This is a genomic window from Pseudomonas sp. JV245A (assembly GCF_032424515.1).
Taxonomy (GTDB): domain Bacteria; phylum Pseudomonadota; class Gammaproteobacteria; order Pseudomonadales; family Pseudomonadaceae; genus Aquipseudomonas; species Aquipseudomonas protegens.
The window spans coordinates 1-888 of record NZ_VYKE01000442.1 but is presented as its reverse complement, the minus strand read 5'-3'; the positions used below and the strand labels follow the sequence as shown (position 1 = coordinate 888).

Sequence of the window (888 nt, the reverse complement as noted above, 5' to 3'; positions counted from 1 at the left end):
TGGCGTTGGCCGGCATGCCCTTGACCCCCAACGGCAAGCTCGACCTGCGGGCCCTGCCGCCATTGCAGCAGCAGGCGCCGGTGGAAGCCTTTGTGGCCCCGGTCAGCGAGCTGCAGCAGGGCATCGCGGCGATCTGGCAGGCGGTGCTCAAGGTCGAGCGGGTGGGCCTGGGCGACAACTTTTTCGCCCTGGGTGGCCATTCATTGCTGGCAACCCAGATCATGTCCCGGGTGCGTCGCCTGCTGGGGGCGGACGTGCCGCTGCGGGTGCTGTTCGAAACCTCGCGCCTGGACGAATTCGTCGAACAGGTACAGGCCTGCGCGGGCGCCGCGGCACTGCCGCAGATCGAGGTGCTGGAGCGTGACGGGCCCTTGCCGGCCTCCCATGCCCAGCAGCGGCAATGGCTGTTCTGGCAGATGCATCCGCAGAGCACTGCCTACCACACGCCGATCGTGGTCCGTTTGCAGGGGGAACTGGACCAGGCTGCCTTGCAGCAGACCTTCGATGCCCTGGCCCAGCGCCATGAAGCGTTCCGCACCACCTTCACCCAGCATCAGGAACGCCTGTGCCAGGTGGTGCATGCACAGGGCGCGATCAGCGTGGCCTGGGAGCGATTGACGCCGGGCCTGCCCCGCGAAGCCGTCCAGGCCCGCGCCCTGGAGGAGACCCAGCAACTGTTCGACTTGGAGCACGGCCCCCTGTGCCGGGCCCGGGTGCTGCAGATCGCCGAGCAGGATTGCCTGTTGGTGGTGACCTTGCACCACATCATTTCCGATGGCGCCTCCATGAGTGTGCTGGCCCGGGAATTCGTCGCGCTGTACCGCGGCTTGATCCAGGGGCAGGCACCGCAGTTCGAGCCGTTGAGCGTGCAGTACGCCGACTACGCCA

At 67.5% G+C, this 888-nt stretch carries 1 protein-coding gene; it reads left to right on the top strand.

Annotation, left to right across the window (positions count from 1 at the left end; translation table 11 throughout):
• Positions 1 to 888 (top strand): condensation domain-containing protein (locus F6S12_RS32315; protein ID WP_315869932.1); only part of this gene is annotated, 888 nt, incomplete at both ends.